The following is a 16036-nucleotide window of genomic DNA, read 5'->3' on the forward strand; positions in this document are numbered from 1 at the left end:
TAACACTGTTTTAAAACGATGTCACCAAACCAGGCATTCCCTGATCGGGGAAGCCGCCGGGCGCGAGTTTGCCGCGGGGGCCGCAGTGGTGCGGGGTGGCGCGCGGAGGGAGGAAGGGATTCGAGCCGGGCGGGTGAACGGTCGTGGCGCTCGCGGGGAACGAGTGGCGCACGGGGCGCACGGGGCGCGAGTGGCCCTTTCGCGTCGTGGGGTGGGCGCGAGTGGCCCTTTCGTGCCGCCGGGAGAGCGCGAGTGGCCCTTTCGTGCCGCCGAGAGAGCGCGAGTGGCCCTTTCGCGCCGCCGCCTCAGGCGGCGCGGCCCTCCGCGAGCACCAGAAGCGGGTTCCGCAACGCGGCCAGCGACGCCAGCGGGTCACCCTCGACGACCAGCACATCCGCCGCCAAGCCCGGCTCGAGCCGGCCGGTCACGGAACCCAACCCCAGCCCCGCCGCGGAATCACACGTCGCGATCTCCAAGATCCGCCGCCGCGGAAACCCGAGCCACTCATACAACTCCAACGCGCCCACCGGGTCGTCGAACACCGACCCCGGCAGGCCCGCGTCCGTGCCCGCGAGCAGCCGGACCCCGTGCTCCTCCAGCCATGGCAGCCGCCCGTACATCGCCTGGGCCACCTCGTCGCCCAGCTTCTCGACGATCACCCGCCAGTTGCGGCTGCTCGTCGAGCACGCCGAAATCCCCGCCGACGCCATCCGCGAAGCCACCGAATCACGCCGGTCGAACGAGCGCGGCCCGGTCAGGAAGCTGCAGTGCTCGACCGTCGACACCCCGGCCGACACCGCCGTCTCGATCGCGTCCGCGCCGTGGGCGTGCGCCGCCACCGGCAACCCGTGGGAAGCCGCGTGAGACACCACCAACGCCAGTTCGCGTTCGGAGAACTGGGACTCCCACATGTCCGCGCCGCCCTCGGTGATCTGGCCGCCGCTGGCCATCACCTTGATCACGTCCGCGCCGGCGGCCGCGTTCGCGTCGATCAGCGCGCGGATCGCGTCATCGGAAGCGACCGCGCCGCCGAAGAAGTGGCAGTGCCCGTCCGGGACGGTGATCGGCGGCCCCGAGACCAGCAATCGCGGCGCGACCGAGCCGGCGAACGACTTCCGGACCGCCGCGCCCAGGTGGTCGCGGTCGCCGAGGTCCCGCACCGTCGTGACGCCGCTGCGCAGCATCGACGACAGCCGCGAACGCGCGCCCTCGAGGAGATCGTCCGAAGCGGAGAAATGCGCCAGCATCTCGCGGGAAGCGTCGAAAGCCAGGTGCACGTGGACGTTGAACAACCCGGCCAGCGCGGTGCCGGTGGGGAAGTCGTGCCGCGTGGCGTCCGGCGAAGCCTGGGCGACGACGTCCGCGCGCGGCCCGGCCGCCACGATCACGCCGTCGCGCACCAGCACCGCGCCGTCGAGCACGGGTGTCGAGGGCGTGGTCAGCACCCGGCCAACGGTGATCAGCGTGTCCACGTCACGACTCCATCGCCGCCGACAGCGCGAGCAGCGGCCGCACGTCGGATTCCATGTCGTCCGCCGGTGCCGGCAGGACCTGCTTGGCGTGGCCGTCGCTCTCCTCGCCGGCCGCGTGCCTGGCCAGCGCCGTCTTCAACGCGGCCGCGGCGGCACCGGGATCGGTGGCGACGACCTCGCCGAAGTCCGCGGCCAGGTACGGCGACAGCTGCACCAGGCCGTCCCGGATCTCGATCACGCGGCGGTAGTGCACCCGGTGGATGCTGCGCGGGGAAAGGAGTTCGCTGCGCCGGCGCGGCGGCGTCCGCAGCACGATGCTGGGGAACGCCTGGACGAGGACCGTCCACAAGGGACCGAGTGCCCGGTGCTCGCGGCGGTGCTGGCGGCGCCGGCGCAACGCCGACACGCGCGCGCTCACACCCGGGTAGGTGACGCCGAGCAGGAACAGCATCCCGCCGACGATCACGAACGGCACCCCGAGCAGCAGCAGGATCTTGACGACCGGGCCGAACGCCCACGCCACCACGATGTACAGCGCCCGGAAGATGCTGCCCACGGCCGCGCAGGCCATGCCGACCGCGCCCATCCGCAGCCCGATCCGCAGGTGCCGGTCGGCCACCCGCAGGTAGCGCACGATCCACGCGGTGCAGGCGATCAGGCCGTAGATCAGGTAGAGCCCGGCGCCGAGGTAGAACACCGCGATCCCGGAGTCGTGGATCGTCGACGGCCCGAGCGGGAGCCCGCGCAGCTCCGGCGCCGTCAGCGCCATCGTGACGACCATCAGCGTGATCGCCGCGGCCAGCGGCACCAGCTCCACCACCACCCGGCGGTAGCGCCGCGGGCCCAGCGTCGAGCCGAGGAAGAAGATCACCAGCGCGCACACGGCGCACGCCAGCAGCGCGTTGTTGGCCACGCGCGCCGCGCCACGGCCGAAGACCGCGTCGATTTCGTCGGACACGACCGTCTGCTGCAGCAGGAACGCCGCGGCGAACCCGGCGATGCACGCCGTGACGGCCCAGTTCGGCACCGTCGGCGCACGTTGCACCTGGTAGATCCGCCACGCCAGAGCCGCGGCGAACAACAGCATCGCGAGAACGTTCACGGGGCTGAAAAGTGTGCTCACAACCACCCTTGGTGATCGCCGAGCGTCCCCTGGATCCGGCGCAGATCCCGGTCCGCAGCACGCCGCGGGATCGTGTAGTTCAGGACCGACGCCCATTCGAGGATGATGGTCGCTACGGTCTCGGCTTCCCACTCGTGCGCGTCATCGTAGGACGTCCGGCGCAGTGCGCGGTGTACTGCATCCGGGTCAAGATCCGGAGCGGGCCCGCGCAGGAAGTCCGCCGGCTCGGCGTCGCCGTGCGGGTGGTGGTCGGCCAGCATGTGCCCGAGCTCGTGCAGGATGATGTGGTCCTGGTGGGATTTCGTCGTTTCGGCCTGGTAGAAGATGTAGTCCGCCGACGACGTCGCGATCCAGCAGCCGAACGGCCCCGGCACCTCCAGCGGGTAGGCCATCAGCCGGATCGGCTTGCCCCGTTGGTCCCCCAGCCGCGCGCACAGCACCTCGACGTCGAGCGGCGGGCCGATGTCGAGCTGCTTGAGCAGCTTGCGGCAGCGGCGGCGCAGCTCCCGTTCCCTCATCGCGCGGCGTCCTCCGGGTTCCGGCCTTCGCGTTCGGCCCGTTCGTAGCGCTCCACCAGTTCCAGCAGGTCCATCACCTGCCGCCGGCCCTGCGGCGAGAGTTCCTGCGCCCGCATCGCCATCAGCTGCGCTTCCCCGGCGGGGGGTGCGGCTGCTTCTTCGTCGAAGAAGTACGTCACGGGCACGCCGAACAGCCTTGCCAGTGCCTCAACATAGTGGATCTTCGGGTTGACGCGCTTGCCCGTGGCCAGCTGCTGCAGGTAGGCGGGCGACATCGCCGGCCCGCCCGCCCGCTCGACCGCGGCCGAGATCTCCCGGTAGCTGTGCGGCGCGCGGCCGTCCACCCGAGCGGCCTCGATCAGGGCGCTCAGGCGTTCCGCGAAAGTGCGTTCCCGTGCCATACCCGCCCCCTAGGTTTCCACCGTGAAAATTCTAGCCGGGAAACCACTGTACGCACATGTTGACAGCTATCGTATGCAGTGGTTTACAGTTGTCGCGCCTCTCGTCTTGCTCTCCGTACCCTGGGGGTGTACGGAACAGCAAGACGAGAGGCTGTCGTGTCCGCCGGCTCGTCATGATCCTCGGTCTGTAGTACGCTTCAGCTGCCAAGGTCGAACGCCCTCGCGGCGATCCCTTGGCCACGGCCTGTTGCCGGAGGTCGACCCCCAGGGCTTCCGGTGACAGGCCCCTTACTTTCTCTGGACCTCGCCATTCACGACATCAGCGTCGCGGCCAGGGTGCCGCCCAGCTCGGTGCACGCTGCCAAGGTCTTCTTGTCCGGGTCGCCCGTGGTCATCACCGGCTCGGCCACCTTCTCCCAGCCCAAGCCGGTGGTGATGGAGAGCAGCTGGCGTTCCGTTCCCGACGTGTCGCCGTTGCCGTGGATCCAGTAGCCGAACGGCCGGCCGCGCGTCGCGTCCAGGCACGGGTAGTAGACGGTGTCGAAGAAGTGCTTCAGCGCACCGCTCATGCTGCCCAGGTTCGCCGGCGTGCCCAGCAGGTAGCCGTCGGCCTCGAGGACGTCGGGGATGGTGGCCGCCAGCGCCGCCCGGCGGACCACCTCCACGCCCTCGATGTCCGGGTGCGTCGCACCGGCCAGCACCGCCTCGAACAGCGCCTGCGTCGACGGCGACGGCGTGTGGTGCACGACCAGCAGCCTCGGCATCAGGCGAGCAGCTCCTCGACGGCCGTCCGCAACGCGGTCAGCTTGGCGTTCGCGGCGTCGCGAGCCTCGGCCAGCGACCCCGTCACCGGCGCCACGACCTGCAGGTACGCCTTCAGCTTCGGCTCGGTGCCGGACGGGCGGATCACCACGCGCAGCCCGTCACCGGTCAGGCGCAGGACGTCCGCGTCCGGCAGCAGGTCCGCCAGCGCCACCTCGACGCCGCCCAGCTCGGCCGGCGGCGTCTCCCGCACCTTCGCCATCAGCTGCCCGCGGACCGCGAGATCCGTGACGCGCAGCGAAACCTGGTCGGTGAGGTGGACGCCGTGGCGCTGCGCCAGCTCGTCGAGCACGTCCAGCGGCGTGCGTCCCCCGGCCTTGAGCCGCGCGGTGTAGCCGGCCGCCAGCGTGGCGGCGGCGATGCCGTCCTTGTCGCGCACGAAACCCGGGTTCACGCACAGGCCGAGCGCTTCTTCGTAGGCGAACACGAGACCTTCGCCGGCGCGGACGAGCCACTTGAACCCGGTCAGCGTCTCGGCGTAGCGGGCGCCCTCGGCCTTCGCGATCTCGCCGAGCATCGACGACGAGACGATCGTCGTCGCGACCAGCGGGTCCGGCAGGAGCGTGCGGTCCACTGTGGACAGCAGGTAGGAGCCGAGCAGCACGCCGGTCTCGTCGCCGCGCAGCATCCGCCACTCGCCGTCCCGGCCCTTCACGCCCAGTGCGCAGCGGTCGGCGTCCGGGTCGAGGGCGACGGCCAGGTCGGCGTCCACATCGGACGCGAGCGCCAGCAGCAGGTCGGTCGCGCCCGGCTCTTCCGGGTTCGGGAACGACACGGTGGGAAAGTCGGGGTCCGGCGCCGCCTGGTCGCCGACCAGGTGCAGGTCGGTGAACCCGGCCCGTTCGAACGCCGCGCGCAGCGCGTCGGCGCCGACGCCGTGCAGCGCCGTCGCGGCCACCCGCACCGCGCGCTCGGCTCCCATCGGCAGCGTCGCGACCTCGTCGAGGTAGGCGTCCAGCAGGTCGACGATCTCGGCGCCGGGCGCCCGCGGCACGCTCACCGCGGCGGGCGCGGCCTGGATGGCGCGCTCGATCTCGCCGTCGGACGGCGGCACGATCTGGCCGCCGGTCGCGTCGTAGAGCTTGTAGCCGTTGTCGGCCGGGGGGTTGTGCGACGCGGTGATCTGGATCCCGGCCACCGCACCGAGCCGGCCGACGGCGAAGGCGAGCACCGGTGTCGGCAGCGGCTTCGGGAACACCTTGACGTCGAAGCCCGCCGCGGTGAGCACCTCGGCGGCCGCGGTCGCGAAGGCTTCCGAGCCGTGCCGTGCGTCGCGGCCGATGACGACCAGCGCACCCGCGTGCCCGTGCGCCGTCAGCCACTCCGCCACACCGGCCGTCGTCCGGGTGACGACGGCGACGTTCATCCCGTTCGGTCCCGCGCGCACCGGCCCGCGCAGGCCGGCGGTGCCGAACTCCAGGGGCCCGGCCATCCGGTCGGCCAGCTCGCCGGCGGCACCGGCGTCGCCGCCCATCGCGCGAGCGAGGACGTCCTGCAGTTCGGCGCGGGTGCTGTCGTCCGGGTCGTCGGCGATCCAGCGGAACGCGGCGTCACGCAGCGTGGAGGTCGAAGTCACCGCGCCAGCCTACGGGCTAGGGTCGGGGGAGTGCGCTTGCTCTTCACCTCACTGGGGTCCTTCGGTCACACGTTCCCGCTCGTCCCGCTGGCGGTCGCCGCGCGCGACGCCGGCCACGACGTCGTCTTCGCCACCTCGGAAGATTTCCTGCCCCAGCTGACGAAAGCCGGGCTCGAGACGGCGGCGGCCGGGCTCGCGATCAAGGACGCGTTCGGCCGCGCGTTCGCCGAAGCCGGCCCGGCCGGCCCGCGGCGCCCGCCCGGCGAGGTCCCGCCGGAGGTGCTGGGGCCGATCGTCGCAAAGGTGTTCGGCGAGCTCATGCCGCAGCGGTTCGTCGCCGACCTGCTGCCGCTGTTCTCGCGGTTCCGGCCCGACCTCGTCGTGAGCGAGGCCGGCAACTCGGGTGGCGCGTTCGCCGCGATGAAGGCCGGGATCCCGGTGGTGGCGCACGGGTTCGGCCGGGTGTCGAGCGACGACCCGATGGTGACGAAGATCCGCGACGCGATCCGCGCGCACGGTGCCGAACTGGGCATCGAAGTCGGTGCGGACCTGGCGTTCGCGGGTCCGTTCGTCGACATCTGCCCGGAGTCGGTGCAGGACGCGGGGTTCCTGGCGCGCTCGACGCGCGTCCCGCTGCGGCCGGTCGGCTGGAGCGAGCCGGGCGAACTGCCCGCGGGGGTGCTGGAGCGCTCGCGGCCGCTGGTCTACCTGACGCTCGGCACGGCGATGGGCCACGCGGGCGTGCTGGGCGCGGCGATCGCCGGTCTGTCCGGTTTGGACGCCGACGTCCTGGTGGCCACGGGCCCGACGGTCGACCCGGCGGCGCTCGGCGAGGTGCCGGCCAACGTGCGGCTCGAGTCCTGGGTGCCGCAGTCGGAGCTGCTCCCGCACGTCGACCTGGTGGTCCACCACGGCGGCAGCGGCACGACGCTCGGCGCGTTCGGCGCGGGCCTGCCGCAGCTGCTCCTGCCGCAGGGAGCGGACCAGTTCAGCAACGCGGACGCGGTCGTCGCGGCCGGCGTCGGCTCGCGGTTGCTCGCCGCCGAGGTCACCGCGGAGGCCGTGGCCACGAAGGCCCGTCACCTGCTCACGGACACCTCGGTCCGCGACGCGACCCGGCAGCTCGCGGCCGAAGTGGCGGCGATGCCGTCGCCGGCCGAGGTCGCCGCCCGGCTCCCCACCTTCGCGTGAGCTCCGGCTTGAACCACGCACTCGCGTGGTTCAAGCCGGAACCCGGTCAGGCGCGGGTGACGAGCTCGCGCAGCAGGGAGCCCATCCGGGTCGCGGCCGCGCGGCCCGCTTCCAGGACCTCTTCGTGGTTCAGCGGCTCACCGGTCATCCCGGCGGCCAGGTTCGTCACCAGCGACAGGCCGAACACCTCGACACCGGCCGCGCGCGCCGCGATGGCCTCCAGGACCGTCGACATGCCGACGAGGTCCGCGCCCAGCGTGCGCAGCATGTGGATTTCGGCCGGCGTCTCGAAGTGCGGCCCGGTCAGGCCCGCGTAGACGCCTTCCTCCAGCGAGGGGTCGATCTCCTGCGCGAGCTTCCGCAGCCGCGCCGAGTACAGGTCGGTCAGGTCGACGAAGTTCGCGCCGACGATCGGCGAGCGCGCGGTCAGGTTCAGGTGGTCGGAGATCAGCACCGGCTGACCCACCTGGAACCCCTGGCGCAGCCCGCCGGCCGCGTTCGTCAGCAGCACCGTCCGGACGCCGGCCGCCGCCGCGGTGCGCACGTTGTGCACCACGGGGTCGATGCCCTTGCCCTCGTAGAAGTGCGTCCGCCCGAGCAGCACCAGGACGTTCTTGTCCCCGATCTTCAGCGAGCGGATGGTGCCGCCGTGGCCCACCGCGCCGGGCGGGGTGAAGCCGGGCAGTTCGGCGAACGGGATCTCCGTCTCGCACTCCCCGATGACGTCCGCCGCCGGGCGCCAGCCCGATCCCAGGACCACCGCGATGTCGTGCGCGTCCACGCCGGTGCGTTCGGCGATGGCGGCCGCGGCCTCGTGTTCACTCATGCGAGGGAGCGTATCCGGACGGCCCTCACCACGAGGAACACCACCAGCCCGAACGGCGAGAGGAAGATCGTCAGCACCAGGATCGGGCTGACGATCCACGGCGGGATCTCCCGCGTCCGCGCCTCGAAGTACATCCACCGCGCGATGAACAGGTCGAACGCGATGAGGTGCGCCCAGACGAGCCCGGCGCCCCACGGCGTGGCCAGCAGCGTCTGCAGCACGCCGAGGTCGGGCGAGAGCATCGCCCGGCCCCATTCGCCGAAGTGCGGCAGCTCGAGCGCGAAGTAGCTGACGAGCGGCAGCAGCGGCACCCACGGCGACGCCATGATCCGCGCGGTCCACCGCCACTTCGGGGCCAGGATCAGCAGCGCCCAGAACGGCGCCGCCAGCGGGAACGCCAGGTCGAAGAGGGTCATCGGACGCGCACCGCGGCCCACGACCCCAGCCCGACGGCCGCCACGAGCACGGCGAACGCGCCCAGCGTCACCGCGTCCGGGTGCACGATCGACTGCGCCCGCAGCGCCTGCCAGGTGACCAGCGCGGTCAGCCCCGCGTACCCGGCCGCGCCGATCAGGACGAGCCGCGTGCGGACGACGCCGTCACGCAGCCGGGCGAAGCGCGGGGCCAGCGCCGTCAGCGCCATGGCCAGCAACGGCAGCAGCTGCAGCGCGTGCATCCCGACGAAGTGCGGGATCCGCAGGTCGCCGGCGACCGTGCTCCAGCCGAGGATCGGCAGGCCGGGGCCGCCGTCGGCGAGCCCGACGGTGTGCGCGCCGACCATGTCCGGCTTCCCGCCGGTCTGCCACTGCGCGAGCTGCTGCGCGGTCGGGTTCGTCATCAGGATGCCCAGCGTGATCCCCGCCAGCGACAGGACGGCGCCGGCGCGCACGGCCCAGAAGCTCGCCCGGTCCTCGAGCTTCGTGAACATCACCAGCACGGTCAGCGCGAGCGTCGCGACCCACAACCCGATGATCATCTTGCCCATGACGTTGTAGATCGCGGCGTCCTCCGGCGTCGCCATGTTGAAGTGGCTGGCGCGCCCGCGCACCGCTTGGAAGACCAGCAGGACGTACTCGGCGGCGAAGACGAGCACCAGGAAGTTCGTCAGCCAGTTCGCCGTGCGCCGGAACCGCGGCAGCAGCGAGACGAGCCAGCTCCAGGTGGCGAAGTAGAGCGCGCCGGACACCGCGAACTTGAACGGCTTCGCCCAGATCGGCGCGCCTTCGAGGGTCCGCTGGTCGACGAGCAGCGCGGCGACGCACAGCACCGCCACCACCCCGAGGGTGGCGGCCGCCAGCGCGGACGGCCGGTGCCACCCGCGCGCTCTGCTCCGGACGTCGGCAAGGATGGTCATGGTTCCCTCCCAGAATGGATAGTCAAGCTCTCCGTTATGGGAAGTTAAGCTATCCATACTGAGAAGTCTTCAGGGTTGCCCCGGAGGCCGACCCTGGGATCGGAGCGGATGCGCATGCGGATGGCCGAACTGAGCGCCGAGGCGGGGGTGCCGGTCGCGACCGTCAAGTACTACCTGCGCGAAGGCCTGCTCCCGCCGGGCGAGCGCACGAGCCCCAACCAGGCCCGGTATTCGACGGACCACGTCCAGCGGCTCCGGCTGGTCAAGGCGCTCACGGAGGTCGGCGGCCTGCCGCTGGCCTCGGTCGGCGCGGTCCTCGCGGCGATCGACGGCGACGCGACCCCGCACGAGACCATGGGCGTGGTCCAGGAGGAGCTGGCCGGCACGCCGCCGAAGGTGTCCGCCGAGGCCGCCGAGTGGGCGACCGAGCTCCTCCAGGACCTCTCCCAGCGCCACGGCTGGAAGTGGCACGGGTCGGAGAACCGGGCGGTCGGCAACCTGATCGCCGCGCTCGCGACGGCGAAGGAGCTCGGGCACGAGAAGCTCGCCGAACGCCTGGACGAGTACTTCGCGCTGGCGCTGCGCGTGGCCGAGCTGGACGTCGAGGTCGTGACGGGCCTGACGTCGTTCGACAAGATCATCGAGGCGGGCCTGGCCGCGACGGTCCTGGGCGACCGGATCTTCACCGGTCTGCGTCACCTCGCGCAAGAGCACGTCTCCCGCGAGGTCCTGGGCCGCGCTCCCCAGTCCGGGCCAGGGCGCGTCTGACAAAGGTTGGCCGGTTGCTGGAATGCTGCCGGATCGCGTGGCGGGACGTTCCGGCCGATCAGGTCGGGCACCGCAAACGCCGCGGGTCCCGCGGCGGGCGGCCGCCCGCCTTCGACTCGGTCGCCCTAGTCCGAGACTTCCAGCGACGACTCGACGCGGTCGAAGACGTCCTTCTGGCCCGCGCTCTCCTGCTCGACCGGCACGGTGACCGACAGGACCCACAGGCTCGTGCCGGCCTGGACCATCTTCACGAACGTCACGCGCGTGCCCCCGCTGCTGCCGTCACCCTGGGGGAGCGTGCCGCCCTCGCCCAGGCGGTAGCCCAGCGTCGCGCCCTTGCCGTCCGGGGGCGCCTCGACCGGGAAGAACTCGATCGCGCTGCTCGGGTAGGACTGCCGCAGCCAAGCGGTGTAGGCGTCGTAGCCGTCGGTCTGGTCGAAGTACCTCGCCAGCCGCTCCAGGCGCAGGGACCGGCGCCCGTCCGGGGAGACGTACTGGACGACCAGGCTCAGCCCGAACTTCGTGTTGTGCGGCGCGACGAACTTCTGCCAGCCCTCCGGCACGTCGAGGGTGTACTGCCCGCCGCTGTTGGCCAGCACGCTGCCGTTGCCGGTCTGTTTCACCAGCGTCGGCGGCGGCACCTGGGTGGGCCCGTTCGGCGTGTCCGCCGGCTCGGCCGCCGGGGGCAGCAGCGACTGCCCGCCGACCGTCCTGGCCAGCGCGAACCCGCCGCCCGCGGCGAGCAGGAAGAGCAGGATCGCCACGGCGACGAGCACGGCGCTCGCGCGGGCGGTGCGCCGCCCGGCCGGCCGCGGCGGCGCGACGAACAGCGTCGCCGGGTCCGGTGCGGGCGCGGGGGCAGGTGCCGGGGCAGGCGGCCGCAGGAACGGCAGCGGGCCCGGGTCGGTGGCGAGCTCGCTGCTCGACCCCTCGGCCTTCTTCTCCGCCTTCTCGGGCAGGACGGTCTTGATCACCTGGGTGTCGGTCGCGTCCGGCTGTGCGGACGTCTTCTTGCCGTCCGGGGTGCGGAACAGCTCGGGCCCGAACAGGTCGAGCGGCGTCTTCGACTGCAGCGGGTAGAGCCGGTGGCGGACCTCGCGCAGGGTGATCCGGTCGCCGGGCTCCTTCTTCATCAGCGCGGAGATGACGTCGGCGAGCGGCCCGGCCTTCGGCTTGGGCACCTTGCCGTTGACGACCTTGCCGACGGTCTCCAGCGGGTCGCCGTCGGCGTCGTACGGCGGCGCGCCCTCGACCGCGGCGAACAGCGTCGCGCCGAGACCCCAGAGGTCGGCGGCCGGGACGACCGCGCCGCCGGAGGCGACCTCCGGCGCGATGTAGGCGGGGGAGCCGAGCATGATCCCGGTGCGGGTCATGGTGGCTTCGGAGACGTTGCGGGCGATGCCGAAGTCGGTCAGCTTGATCCGGCCGTCGCTGGCGACCAGGACGTTGCCCGGCTTGACGTCGCGGTGGGTGATCCCGGCGGCGTGTGCGGCCTCCAGCGCGGACGCGACGGCGATGCCGACCGCGGCCGCCTGCCCGACGGTCAGCGGCCCGTGGTCGCGCAGGATGTGCGCCAGGCTGCGCGAGGGCAGCAGCTCCATCACCACGAACGGCTGATCGTCCTCGCGGGCGACGTCGTGCAGGATGATCACGTTCGGGTGAGACAGGACGGCGATCGCCCGGGCCTCGCGCAGCGTGCGCTCCCGCAGCTCGTCCGCCTGCGAAGACGGGATGCCCGGCGGCACCTTCATCTCCTTGACGGCCACCTGGCGGTGCAGGAACTCGTCGTAGGCCGACCAGACGGTGCCCATCGACCCCGAACCCAGCACCGAGCGCAGCCGGTAGCGACCGGCGACCAGTCGTGTCTCTTCGCTGGAGGGGGGCACCCCCTGATTGTGTCGTACCCGGTCCGCCCTTATCTGCCTAGGGGCGCGACTAGAGTCACAGGTCCGGCGCGGCCCGTGCCTCTACCATCACTGGGTATGACTGAAGTGGCCGGTCCGGAGTCAGCGCCGATCTCCGAACTCGACCTTGCGGCCGAGTTTCCCCAGGCGACGCGCGAGCAGTGGCAGGAGCTCGTGGCCGGGGTGCTGCGCAAGAGCGGCAGGGTGCCCGAGGACTTCGCGGGTGCCCCGGAGAGCAAGCTCGTCACGCGGACCTACGACGGGATCGAGATCCAGCCGCTGTACACGGCCGAGGACGTACCCGGCGAAACCGGGTTCCCGGGACTGCCGCCGTTCGTGCGCGGGTCGCGCCCGGAAGGCCAGATCAGCACGGGCTGGGACGTCCGCGCCCGCTTCACCGGCGAAGACGCGCGTGCGGTCAACCGCGCGATCCTGGCCGACCTCGAAGGCGGTGTGACGTCGATCTGGCTGTCCGTCCCGCCCGCGTCGATCGCCGACGCGCTCAACGAGGTCTACCTCGACCTGGCGCCGGTCGTGCTGGACGCCGGAGCTTCGTACGAAGCCGCCGCGGAAGCGCTGTTCGAGCTGTTCGACGAGCGCGAGATCCCGGCGAGTGAAGCCACCGCCGTGCTGGGCGCCGACCCGATCGGGCTGGCGGCGCGCACCGGCTCGGCCGTCGCGCTCGAACCGGCCGCCGCGCTCGCCGCGCGTGTCGCCGGGAAGTACCCGAAGGTGCGCACGATCGTCGCCGACGGCCTGCCGTTCCACGAGGCCGGCGGGTCGGACGCGCAGGAGCTGGGCGCGCTGGTCGCCGCCGGCGTCACGTACCTGCGTTCGCTGACGGACGCCGGCCTCGACGCCGAGGCCGCGGCCGGCCAGCTGGAGTTCCGGATCGCCGCGACCGCCGACCAGTTCTCCACCATCGCGAAGCTGCGGGCGGCCCGCCGGCTGTGGGCCCGCGTCGCCGAGGTGTGCGGCTTCTCGTCGCCGATGCGCCAGCACGCCGTGACGTCGCCGTCGATGCTGACCAGGCGCGATCCCTGGGTGAACATGCTGCGCACGACGGTCGCCTGCTTCGGCGCGGGCGTCGGCGGCGCGGACGCCGTCACGGTGCTGCCGTTCGACGCCGCGATCGGCCGCCCCGACGCGTTCTCCGCGCGGATCGCCCGCAACACCCACGCCGTGCTGCTGGAGGAGTCCAAGCTGGCCGGCGTGGCCGATCCGGCGGGCGGCTCCTGGTACGTCGAGAAGCTGACCGACGACCTCGCGCACGCCGCCTGGGCCGAGTTCACCGCCATCGAGGGCGCGGGCGGCCTGGTCGCCGAGCTGTCCTCCGGCGCGCTGGCCGGGCGGCTGGCGTCGACCTGGGAGAAGCGCTCGAAGCGGATCGCGACCCGGCGCGACCCGCTCACCGGCGTGAGCGAGTTCCCGAACCTGGCCGAGAAGCTGGTGACCAGGGAACCGCTGGCGTCCACTGTGGAGGGTGGATTGCCGCGGCACCGGTACGCCGAAGGCTTCGAAGCCCTTCGCGATGCTTCGGACGCGTACCTCGCTTCGCACGGTGAGCGGCCGAAGATCTTCCTCGCCACTTTGGGCCCGGTCGCCGCGCACACCGCGCGCGCCGGCTTCGCCGCCAACCTCTTCCAGGCGGGCGGGATCGAAGCCGTCAACCCGGGTGCGACGGACGATCTGCCCGGCGCGTTCCGCGCGAGCGGGGCGAAGATCGCCTGTATCTGCGGCACCGACGACGCCTACGCGGCGCAGGCCGCCGACGTGGCGGCCGCGTTGGGAGCCGAACACGTCCTATTGGCCGGAAAGGGCACATTCGACGGTGTCGACGGCACCGTCTTCGCCGGGTGCGACGCCCTGGAAGCCCTGACCGGTCTGCACGCCAAGCTGGGAGTTTCGCGATGACCATCCCGAACTTCGCCGACGTCGACCTCGGTTCGCCCGAACCGGCCGACCGCGACGCCTGGGCCAAAGCCGTGCAGGAGGCCACCGGCAAGGGCCCGGACGCGCTGGCCTGGGAGACGCCCGAGGGCATCGGCGTCAAGCCGGTCTACACCGCCGCCGACCTGTCCGATGTGGACTTCCTCGGCACGTACCCCGGGATCGCGCCCTTCCTGCGCGGGCCGTACCCGACGATGTACGTCAACCAGCCGTGGACCATCCGCCAGTACGCCGGGTTCTCCACCGCCGAGGAGTCCAACGCCTTCTACCGCCGCAACCTCGCCGCCGGCCAGAAAGGGCTTTCGGTCGCCTTCGACCTGGCCACCCACCGCGGCTACGACTCCGATCACCCGCGCGTCTCCGGCGACGTCGGCATGGCGGGCGTCGCGATCGACTCCATCTACGACATGCGGCAGCTCTTCGACGGGATTCCCCTCGACAAGATGTCCGTGTCGATGACGATGAACGGCGCGGTGCTGCCGGTGCTCGCGCTCTACGTCGTCGCGGCCGAGGAGCAGGGGGTGAAACCGGAGCAGCTCGCGGGGACCATCCAGAACGACATCCTCAAGGAGTTCATGGTCCGCAACACCTACATCTACCCGCCGCAGCCGTCGATGCGGGTCATCTCCGACATCTTCTCCTACACCTCGCAGCACATGCCGAAGTACAACTCGATCTCCATCTCCGGCTACCACATGCAGGAGGCCGGGGCGACCGCCGACCTGGAGCTGGCCTACACGCTCGCCGACGGCGTCGAGTACATCCGCTCCGGCGTCGACGCGGGCCTCGGTGTCGACAAGTTCGCGCCGCGGCTGTCGTTCTTCTGGGCGATCGGGATGAACTTCTTCATGGAGGTCGCGAAGCTGCGCGCGGCGCGTCTCCTGTGGGCGAAGCTCGTGAAGGGCTTCGACCCGAAGTCGCCGAAGTCGCTCTCGCTGCGGACGCACTCCCAGACGTCGGGCTGGTCGCTGACCGCGCAGGACGTCTACAACAACGTCGTCCGCACCTGCGTCGAGGCGATGGCCGCGACCCAGGGGCACACGCAGTCGCTGCACACCAACGCCCTCGACGAGGCCCTCGCGCTGCCGACCGACTTCTCCGCGCGGATCGCCCGCAACACCCAGCTGCTGCTGCAGCAGGAGTCCGGCACGACGCGCGTGATCGATCCGTGGGGCGGCAGTGCGTTCGTCGAGAAGCTGACCTACGACCTCGCGCGCAAGGCGTGGGGGCACATCAGCGAGGTCGAGCAGGCCGGCGGCATGGCCAAGGCGATCGACGCGGGCATCCCCAAGCTGCGCATCGAGGAGGCCGCGGCCCGCACGCAGGCGCGGATCGACTCCGGCCGGCAGCCGGTGATCGGCGTCAACAAGTACCAGGTCACCGGCGACGAAGACATCGAAGTGCTCAAAGTGGACAATGCCGGCGTCCGGACGCAACAGCTCGAGAAGCTGCGGCGGCTGCGCGACGAGCGTGACTCCGCGGCCACCGAAGACGCGTTGCGGCGGCTCACCGAGGGCGCGGGGAACGGCGGCAACCTCCTGGAGCTGGCGATCGGCGCGGCGCGCGCGAAGGCCACGGTCGGTGAGATCTCCGACGCGCTCGAGAAGCTCTGGGGCCGGCACTCCGGGCAGATCCGGACGATTTCGGGCGTCTACCGCGAAGAGGTGGGTAAGTCGCAGAACGTCGAGAAGGCCCGTCAGCTGGTCGAGGAGTTCGCCGCGGAGGAAGGGCGCCGGCCGCGGATCCTCGTCGCGAAGATGGGCCAGGACGGCCACGACCGCGGCCAGAAGGTGATCGCCACCGGCTTCGCCGACATCGGCTTCGACGTCGACGTCGGCCCGCTGTTCTCCACCCCGGCGGAGGTGGCGCGGCAGGCGATCGAGGCGGACGTGCACGTCGTCGGCGTGTCCTCGCTGGCCGCCGGGCACCTCTCGCTGGTGCCCGCGCTGCGCCACGAGCTCGCCGAGCTGGGCCGCGAGGACATCATGGTCGTGGTCGGCGGCGTCATCCCGCCGCAGGACTACCCGGCGCTGCGCGAAGCCGGCGCGGCGGCGATCTTCGGGCCCGGCACGGTGCTCGCGGACGCGGCCATCGACCTGCTCGGCCAGCTGACCGCGCAGGAGTCCTGACC

The 16036-nt window shown here is 71.9% G+C and carries 14 protein-coding genes; 4 read left to right on the forward strand and 10 right to left on the reverse strand.

The annotated features are described in order from the left end of the window. Positions 1–305: 305 nt before the first annotated feature. The 6 genes from QSK39_RS37340 to QSK39_RS37365 all read right to left on the reverse strand — a co-directional run bounded on the left by QSK39_RS37340 (position 306) and on the right by QSK39_RS37365 (position 5912). On the reverse strand, positions 306–1472 hold the full coding sequence (locus QSK39_RS37340) for an amidohydrolase family protein (RefSeq protein ID WP_285482525.1): 1167 nt from the start codon (positions 1470–1472) through the stop codon (positions 306–308). 1 nt (position 1473) lies between these two features. Then, positions 1474–2595 (reverse strand): MAB_1171c family putative transporter, encoded by a 1122-nt coding sequence (locus QSK39_RS37345; protein WP_285482526.1) that lies wholly within the window; start codon positions 2593–2595, stop codon positions 1474–1476. Next, positions 2592–3113: a hypothetical protein gene (locus tag QSK39_RS37350; RefSeq protein WP_284748015.1), complete on the reverse strand. Its 522-nt coding sequence runs from the start codon at positions 3111–3113 to the stop codon at positions 2592–2594. Before QSK39_RS37350 ends, QSK39_RS37345 begins: the two co-directional genes overlap by 4 nt. After that, complete coding sequence (locus tag QSK39_RS37355) at positions 3110–3514, reverse strand: exosome complex component (protein WP_284748016.1); 405 nt, start codon at positions 3512–3514, stop codon at positions 3110–3112. The genes QSK39_RS37350 and QSK39_RS37355 overlap by 4 nt, the downstream gene beginning before the upstream one ends. A 311-nt stretch (positions 3515–3825) precedes the next feature. Then, complete coding sequence (locus QSK39_RS37360; protein ID WP_285482527.1) at positions 3826–4278, reverse strand: flavodoxin family protein; 453 nt, start codon at positions 4276–4278, stop codon at positions 3826–3828. Continuing rightward, positions 4278–5912, reverse strand: a complete 1635-nt coding sequence (locus QSK39_RS37365) for a phospho-sugar mutase (protein WP_285482528.1) — start codon at positions 5910–5912, stop codon at positions 4278–4280. Before QSK39_RS37365 ends, QSK39_RS37360 begins: the two co-directional genes overlap by 1 nt. Positions 5913–5942: 30 nt before the next feature. Between QSK39_RS37365 and QSK39_RS37370 the strand changes: the two genes are divergently transcribed. Continuing rightward, entirely contained in the window at positions 5943–7103 is a 1161-nt protein-coding gene (locus QSK39_RS37370; protein WP_285482529.1) for a glycosyltransferase, read from the forward strand. 46 nt (positions 7104–7149) lie between these two features. Here QSK39_RS37370 and QSK39_RS37375 read toward each other — a convergent pair whose 3' ends face one another. From QSK39_RS37375 to QSK39_RS37385, 3 genes are read right to left on the reverse strand one after another with little or no spacing between them, the layout of a single operon-like run. Then, positions 7150–7929 (reverse strand): purine-nucleoside phosphorylase, encoded by a 780-nt coding sequence (locus QSK39_RS37375; protein ID WP_285482530.1) that lies wholly within the window; start codon positions 7927–7929, stop codon positions 7150–7152. Next, positions 7926–8345 carry an ABA4-like family protein gene (locus QSK39_RS37380; protein ID WP_285482531.1) on the reverse strand — a complete coding sequence of 140 codons (420 nt, stop codon included), beginning with the start codon at positions 8343–8345 and terminating at the stop codon, positions 7926–7928. The genes QSK39_RS37375 and QSK39_RS37380 overlap by 4 nt, the downstream gene beginning before the upstream one ends. Further along, positions 8342–9283, reverse strand: coding sequence for a hypothetical protein (locus QSK39_RS37385; RefSeq protein WP_285482532.1), 942 nt, complete (start codon positions 9281–9283; stop codon positions 8342–8344). The genes QSK39_RS37380 and QSK39_RS37385 overlap by 4 nt, the downstream gene beginning before the upstream one ends. 108 nt (positions 9284–9391) lie before the next feature. Between QSK39_RS37385 and QSK39_RS37390 the strand changes: the two genes are divergently transcribed. Further along, positions 9392–10051 carry a MerR family transcriptional regulator gene (locus tag QSK39_RS37390; protein WP_285482533.1) on the forward strand — a complete coding sequence of 220 codons (660 nt, stop codon included), beginning with the start codon at positions 9392–9394 and terminating at the stop codon, positions 10049–10051. A gap of 125 nt (positions 10052–10176) precedes the next feature. Here QSK39_RS37390 and QSK39_RS37395 read toward each other — a convergent pair whose 3' ends face one another. Further along, positions 10177–11937 carry a serine/threonine-protein kinase gene (locus tag QSK39_RS37395; RefSeq protein ID WP_285482534.1) on the reverse strand — a complete coding sequence of 587 codons (1761 nt, stop codon included), beginning with the start codon at positions 11935–11937 and terminating at the stop codon, positions 10177–10179. Between the two features lie 96 nt (positions 11938–12033). Here QSK39_RS37395 and QSK39_RS37400 point away from each other — a divergent pair, with 96 nt between their 5' ends. Together QSK39_RS37400 and scpA are read left to right on the forward strand one after the other, a co-directional pair. Further along, positions 12034–13869: a methylmalonyl-CoA mutase family protein gene (locus QSK39_RS37400; RefSeq protein ID WP_285482535.1), complete on the forward strand. Its 1836-nt coding sequence runs from the start codon at positions 12034–12036 to the stop codon at positions 13867–13869. Beyond that, on the forward strand, positions 13866–16034 hold the full coding sequence (gene scpA, locus QSK39_RS37405) for a methylmalonyl-CoA mutase (RefSeq protein ID WP_285482536.1): 2169 nt from the start codon (positions 13866–13868) through the stop codon (positions 16032–16034). The genes QSK39_RS37400 and scpA overlap by 4 nt, the downstream gene beginning before the upstream one ends. Positions 16035–16036: the final 2 nt, after the last annotated feature.

This window comes from Amycolatopsis sp. NBRC 101858 (assembly GCF_030269325.1).
Classification (GTDB): Bacteria; Actinomycetota; Actinomycetes; order Mycobacteriales; family Pseudonocardiaceae; genus Amycolatopsis; species Amycolatopsis ponsaeliensis.

Coding starts and splice junctions, on each gene's coding strand:
- QSK39_RS37350 (WP_284748015.1), bottom strand. CDS start 3,113: ATGAGGGAACGGGAGCTGCGCCGCCGCTGCCGCAAGCTGCTCAAGCAG.
- QSK39_RS37355 (WP_284748016.1), bottom strand. CDS start 3,514: ATGGCACGGGAACGCACTTTCGCGGAACGCCTGAGCGCCCTGATCGAG.
- QSK39_RS37360 (WP_285482527.1), bottom strand. CDS start 4,278: ATGCCGAGGCTGCTGGTCGTGCACCACACGCCGTCGCCGTCGACGCAG.
- QSK39_RS37375 (WP_285482530.1), bottom strand. CDS start 7,929: ATGAGTGAACACGAGGCCGCGGCCGCCATCGCCGAACGCACCGGCGTG.
- QSK39_RS37380 (WP_285482531.1), bottom strand. CDS start 8,345: ATGACCCTCTTCGACCTGGCGTTCCCGCTGGCGGCGCCGTTCTGGGCG.
- QSK39_RS37385 (WP_285482532.1), bottom strand. CDS start 9,283: ATGACCATCCTTGCCGACGTCCGGAGCAGAGCGCGCGGGTGGCACCGG.
- QSK39_RS37390 (WP_285482533.1), top strand. CDS start 9,392: ATGCGCATGCGGATGGCCGAACTGAGCGCCGAGGCGGGGGTGCCGGTC.
- QSK39_RS37400 (WP_285482535.1), top strand. CDS start 12,034: ATGACTGAAGTGGCCGGTCCGGAGTCAGCGCCGATCTCCGAACTCGAC.
- scpA (WP_285482536.1), top strand. CDS start 13,866: ATGACCATCCCGAACTTCGCCGACGTCGACCTCGGTTCGCCCGAACCG.